The following is a 6,040-nucleotide window of genomic DNA, read 5'->3' on the forward strand; positions in this document are numbered from 1 at the left end:
TGGGAATTTTTAAGTAAGAGCATTTTATTTCGGGCTTGTTGAAAGTAGTGCAGATGCAATAGCTAGAGCAATTGGATAGTCCAAATCTCTCTCTAGCATCCCCCACTCTCCTGTAGGATTAATTTCTAAAAAAACATATTCTCCTGATGGGGTTTTAATCAAATCAAATGCTCCAAAAATCAGTCCAAACCTAGCCATAAAGGCATCTAAACAACGGATTAGTTTATCAGGTAATTGCTGTGGTTGCCAGGTAAGAATATTTTTTGTCTCACGTCGCCAATCCTGGGTAGATGCTGCATACTCAGACGCATCTAGCGCCCCAACAAACAGATTGCCATTCACATATACTGCTCGTAGTTCTTGCTGTTTAGGAATTTGTTCTTGAAACATAACTGGACAATAGCGCAGTGTTTCAGCATCAAGTAAGTCTTCTTCTTTAACGGCGCTGGTATACATGAAAAAAGAGGAGGCTTGCATCCCAGAAGAAAGAGGTCTGAGCAGCTTGACAATCATTTTTCCCTTAACTTGGTGGAAAAATTCTCGTGCTTCTTGAGGATTGTTGGTGACGAGAGTCCGAGGTATAACAAGACCTACTTCCGATGCAATCCGCAGTTGGCGTAACTTGTTTTCAGCTGCACTTATCCGGCGTAAATCATCCACCCACTTAGCATCTCTCAGGCTGTCCCAAAAGCCATCTAAGACTGCGAGTGATTCATTAGAACAGGCTGCTTGAAATTGTGGAGCCAATTCTTGACCGAGATCGGGTTGCCAAATACGCCGCATCCATACTGCTTGCACTTGCTCGGTGTTGAGGGAGCGATCGTTATATATCAGTGAATGATTGCTACCAGAGTTACTTAAATTAGCTTGGAGTTGGAGTGCGATCGGAAACTTATCAGTATCAAGACGAAATGGCTGTGCGCCTAGTTTTGATACTGCTTCTGCAACTCTATCAATTGTAAAGTAATCACCGCTATGGGTGATTAATAAAACTACATCACGATCAAGGTGCATAAAATATTTTTATTAGATTTTGCATTTTCACTATTGTCAACTCTTGAGAAAGCAAAATTTTAAAAAAGTGAACTTAATTTTAATGGAAAGCCAACCTCTAGATGAAGTTGGCACTAAATGTATTTTTATACTAACAATAGTTTTAAAACCGCATCTCGGGTGTAATCAAAAGTATGCAGCTATGAAGGTCAAGACACCGAACTGTCATCACCATCTGAAGGATACTTCTGGGTAACAGCGTAATCGTCCTTATCAGGCTTTGTGATTACTGCGCCCTCTTCTTGATCGGATGGAAACTTCAGAGTTGTTACAAGTTCATCCTTATTCTTGTTTGTGCCATTATTATTGCATCCACCACCGATAATCGCTTTTGATTCTTCCTCAGAAAGGTCTTCAAGGCTTTGCCCTTCCAAGAATCGAGCGAAGAATGGTACTGCTTGTGAATTCAACTTTTCTGGTTTGTTTTCAGACACAATCTTTCTCCTATAACAACTGAACTTAAATATCTCCTGTACCTATATTATATGACATCATACTTACCAATATCTTTGCCAAAATAAGAGTTTATACATCAACTCCCCCTCGGAAAGGGGCGAAGTTTGACTTACCAAAATAAGTATTAATTTGTCCTTTAAAAAATATTTATTTTTGTGTAATTATGCTTGTATAAAGTTAAAAATATAATAATTTTTTTTAAGCAGTATAGACGGCGTGCAAGGTGAACATGATGGCGATCGCTAATGCCAAACCCGCACATAATAGTAATCTCGTGAACTTTTGGGATTTTCTTTATTATATGAATTCATGTCAGTGTGTACGTTGTTGACACCAGAGATTGCATCATCGCTAGTGCCCGTATCGATGATGTCCCCGCTCTTATTGTAGATACCGACGCAATACTTTTCGGATAAACCCAACAATCTCTTTTTTGGTCTGGGAGAAAAGTTAATGGGTTTGCGGGTAAAGGTAAATTCAAACCTTTTCCCTTTCCCCTTTCCCCCAAAACCCGAAAAGTATTGGATACCGACGGGGTTATATCCTTGGTTGGTTTCTATATCAGTGATTATGTAGTTGCCAGCGCCAGTTTTATGGAGAATTTAGAAAAGGTAAGTTTAGAGTCTAAAAGACTGATTTTGCAAACGATTTCGTTGGAACATACAGAAGATGTATTTCGAGAATTTACAAGCGAAATTACCATCTTTATGTATCCGAAACCAGCCCAGAGTCTCAGTGAAACCGAAAAGATAATTAAAGAGATGATTCTACAACGAGAAAATCACACTGACCTAGTGTTGGTAATTCTCAAGAAGGATGGTTTAGAGTTTTTAGGAATTTGCGAGGTTAGTGCTATTGATACTCAAACACCGGAGTTAGGAATTTGGCTCAAAAAATCCGCTCATGGTCATGGTTTTGGTAGAGAGGCAATTGATGCACTAAAAGACTGGGTGGATAAAAATTTGGAATACAATTATCTTTCCTACCCTGTTGATAAAAGAAATATCCCCAGCCGGAAAATTGCGGAAAGTCTTGGTGGTAAAGTATTTCGGGAGTTTCAACAGATTAACAAGAGTGGCGATCTTCTGGATGAGGTTGAATACAGAATTTATAAATAAACGGCATCTCCTGCTAAATACGCGAAAAATAAATCATACCAATTTAAGATTTTAGATGAAAAATCCTTGCAACTCTCAGATATGCATAGAGTGGATATAGCGTTTACTAATCATATGAGGTACATCATATTCCCCTCCTCGCTTGCGGGGAGGGGGTTGGGGGTGGGGTTCTTGTACCTCACTCAACTGAGAACCGCTGTACTCAACAACCTGAAGAATAACACCCCAGTAGATAGAAGAGACAGCTAATAGAGTATGCGACATTACGATGAGGAATTTCTCAGAAAAGACAATTGATTTGATTTGGGCGATCAAAGAATTTCTTGGTGCCCACCAATGCTGCACTCCTTAGACAAAGAAATTCTAGAGCAAATGTTGTCATAATTAATGAGATAGTAATTTATTTTTCTTAGAAATCAGAGTTGGCAGTAATTAAATAATGGATTTATTTGACCAGCATCTTGCAAAAATCACTGAAGAAGAAGCACCCTTAGCGGCTCGGATGCGTCCACGGACACTTGATGAATTTGTTGGTCAAGACCATATTATCGGGCAAGGAAGGCTACTGCGGCGTGCTATTAGCTTGGATCAACTGTCTTCATTAATCTTTTCTGGACCACCAGGAACTGGCAAGACTACTTTAGCGCGGGTTATTGCTAACACCACTCGCGCTCACTTCATCGCTATTAATGCCGTACTTTCAGGAGTTAAAGAAATTCGAGGGGCAATTGAAATAGCCCAACAACAACGCAAGTTTCATAATCAACGAACTATTCTTTTTGTCGATGAAGTCCATCGTTTTAATAAGTCTCAGCAAGATGCCTTATTGCCTTGGGTAGAGAATGGTACAATCATTCTCATTGGTGCTACCACCGAAAATCCTTTTTTTGAAGTCAATAAAGCACTTGTCAGCCGTTCGCGGATTTTTCAACTTCAGCAATTAACTGATAAAGATTTATACAAAATTGTTGAGCAAACACTAGCTGATTCGGAACGCGGTTATGGCAACTTAACAGTACAAATTGACACAGATGCTTTAGCTCATCTAGTTAATGTTGCTAACGGTGATGCTCGTTCATTATTAAATGCTTTGCAACTGGCTGTAGAAACTACACCCCCCGATGCTACAGGTGTTATTCATATTCCCCTAGCAGTGGCAGAAGAATCAATTCAGCAACGTGCTGTTTTATACGATAAAGAAGGGGATGTCCATTTTGATACCATCAGTGCTTTTATCAAGAGCTTACGAGGTTCTGACCCAGATGCAGCACTATACTGGCTAGCCAAAATGGTTTATGCAGGTGAAGACCCACGTTTTATCTTCCGTCGAATGTTAATTCTGGCCAGCGAAGATGTCGGATTAGCTGACCCACAAGCGATTGTCGTCACCAATGCCTGTGCCGAAGCCTTTGATCGCGTGGGAATGCCGGAAGGACGTTATCATTTGGCGCAGGCAGTACTTTATTTAGCAACTGCACCAAAATCCAACAGCCTGATGGGCTTTTTTGATGCTTTAGGCGCAGTAGAAATTGAAAATGTTGCAGAAGTTCCCACTCACCTTAAAGATGCCAATCGCGATAAAAAAGGTTTTGGACATGGGGCTGGTTATCTCTATTTTCACGCTTATCGAGATCATTGGGTAGCACAGCAATATTTACCTTCTAGCTTGCAAGGTCAATTGTTTTACCAACCATCAACCCAAGGTTATGAACACCAAATCGCTACACAAGTGGCACGTCGTCGGGAAGCTCAACTTGCTGCAATAGTAGAAGGTATTGGTGTTGCACCAATAGAAGTCATGACTTATGGAACTGTCACATCCAGGACAACTAAGCCTGAATTTGGAGACATCTTTAATAATTCTTTCTTACCAGGTAGGCTGAACTTTATTGAACTAATTAAAGCATTTTCAATTTTTAACACCGTTCGACAAACTGCTGACTCTGAAAGTCCCCAATCCAATCCGATGTGATAGTAAGTGCGGTACTCCCTCCAATATTGGATGACCATTAAAACTTGGTCTTCAATAATTAATTTAGGACGACGGGCAGGCTTCTTCTTCTTTTGAGCATCAGCTTTAACCATATCAACCATTAATTCAAAGGTTTTACGGCTCACTCCAGTCATTCGCTTAAATTTTTTTGCAGTAAGCTGCTTGGCTTTCTCTATTTTCACTGCTCCTCAAAGTCCTAATTACAAATTGTCATCAGTTCATGTTTCTGTATTTGGCAGTTCTGAGAGACTGAGTTTTCGCTGCAACCACAGGACTACTAGCCCGTCGTGCGGTTGATGCCCATTCCCTCATCCGAGAAACCGCCGCCGCATCCTGAATTGCAAGCGGGGTAATCGTTTGACGACAGGCTTCGAGGTCAGCAAGTGTTATCTGCTGCGGTCTATCCTCATCGAATGCCAGCAGAGCAGCTTCCGAAGCAAGGGTTTCCAGTTCTGCCCCTGAAAACTTCGCGGTCGAAGCTGCGATCGCCTCCAAATACTCTGATTCCAGGTGAATGCCAAAGCGTTGCAGATGAATCCCTAAAATCTGTACCCGTTCTGGCTCAGTGGGCAGATCAATAAAGAAAGCCTCATCAAACCTACCTTCGACCTCATCAATAAACAAAACACAAGGTGCGATCGCGGATGCTGTTTTCAGTGCGCGTTTAACATTACCTTCGGATTCGCCAACTAGTGAACCTAGAAGGGACGCAATATCGAGTTGCAGAAGTGGTAGATTGAGTATGCTAGCGATGTTTTTAGCACAGTGGGATTTTCCTGTTCCGGGTGGGCCAGCTAGCAATACACCTTTTGGTTGTGGTAACGAGAGACTTCGCGCCTCTTGGGTGAACAGCCGCCGCCGACGATTGAGCCACTCGCGTAGTAAATCTTGAAATTGGGTTGGGAACAATAGTAGCCACCAATGAACGAATTACTCAAGCAATTGAACCGAGCATTAATGAATTGAGTAGTTGGGTAAAACAGACGCAACCTAAGGTTCATGTAGATGAAACGCCCTGGTCAGTTAAAGGGGTTAAAGAATGGTTGTGGGTAGTTGCCAATTCAGAATTTTGTCTGTTTACTGCGGCTGATACTCGCTCTAGAGGCGAATTAGAAACAATTTTAGGAACCCAATATCAAGGCGTAATTATCAGCGACGATTTTAGTGTTTATAACGGCTATCAAGCTTTTGCCCAACAGAAATGCTTGGCGCATCTACGTCGTCACTTCAAAAAATTAATTCAACTTCCCGGTCTTCACAACCAAGCTATTGGTGAAGCATTTGTTGATTTAATTGATGAAGCTTTTAGACATTACGCCCAATGGTTCCAGACTTTTGAATGTGCCAGTTACAACGATTGGGTCAATACAGCAGATTTGAGGTAAATGAGGCACACTAAATATTAGTGCATCAAGAATTA

The 6,040-nt window shown here is 41.2% G+C and carries 3 protein-coding genes and 4 pseudogenes; 3 read left to right on the forward strand and 4 right to left on the reverse strand.

The annotated features are described in order from the left end of the window. Nucleotides 1–24: 24 nt before the first annotated feature. Together RMY27_RS32650 and RMY27_RS32655 are read right to left on the reverse strand one after the other, a co-directional pair. Nucleotides 25–1,014, reverse strand: coding sequence for an MvdC family ATP-grasp ribosomal peptide maturase (locus RMY27_RS32650; RefSeq protein WP_322668955.1), 990 nt, complete (start codon nucleotides 1,012–1,014; stop codon nucleotides 25–27). Between the two features lie 188 nt (nucleotides 1,015–1,202). Continuing rightward, on the reverse strand, nucleotides 1,203–1,487 hold the full coding sequence (locus RMY27_RS32655) for a microviridin/marinostatin family tricyclic proteinase inhibitor (protein WP_322668956.1): 285 nt from the start codon (nucleotides 1,485–1,487) through the stop codon (nucleotides 1,203–1,205). Nucleotides 1,488–2,030: 543 nt separating this feature from the next. On the opposite strand from RMY27_RS32655, the gene RMY27_RS32660 reads away from it, so the two are divergent. Both RMY27_RS32660 and RMY27_RS32665 read left to right on the forward strand, forming a co-directional pair. Beyond that, a complete protein-coding gene (locus tag RMY27_RS32660) occupies nucleotides 2,031–2,627 on the forward strand; it encodes a GNAT family N-acetyltransferase (RefSeq protein ID WP_322668957.1) in 597 nt (198 codons plus the stop codon). A gap of 439 nt (nucleotides 2,628–3,066) precedes the next feature. Next, nucleotides 3,067–4,392: pseudogene (locus RMY27_RS32665) on the forward strand (AAA family ATPase); the annotation flags it as partial. Nucleotides 4,393–4,442: 50 nt separating this feature from the next. Here the strand turns inward: RMY27_RS32665 and RMY27_RS32670 are convergent. Both RMY27_RS32670 and RMY27_RS32675 read right to left on the reverse strand, forming a co-directional pair. Then, nucleotides 4,443–4,802, reverse strand: a pseudogene (locus RMY27_RS32670) (helix-turn-helix domain-containing protein); the annotation flags it as partial. Between the two features lie 31 nt (nucleotides 4,803–4,833). Continuing rightward, nucleotides 4,834–5,508 (reverse strand): annotated as a pseudogene (locus tag RMY27_RS32675) (AAA family ATPase); the annotation flags it as partial. Here RMY27_RS32675 and RMY27_RS32680 point away from each other — a divergent pair. After that, a pseudogene (locus tag RMY27_RS32680) lies at nucleotides 5,508–5,987 on the forward strand (IS66 family transposase); the annotation flags it as partial. The pseudogenes RMY27_RS32675 and RMY27_RS32680 overlap by 1 nt on opposite strands. Nucleotides 5,988–6,040 lie beyond the last annotated feature (53 nt).

Origin of the sequence: Nostoc sp. DedQUE09 (assembly GCF_034530915.1) — a bacterium.
Classification (GTDB): domain Bacteria; phylum Cyanobacteriota; class Cyanobacteriia; order Cyanobacteriales; family Nostocaceae; genus Nostoc.

What these genes read in the sequence shown, in the direction of transcription:
- RMY27_RS32650 (WP_322668955.1), bottom strand. Translation starts at nt 1,014, where the DNA reads ATGCACCTTGATCGTGATGTAGTTTTATTAATCACCCATAGCGGTGAT.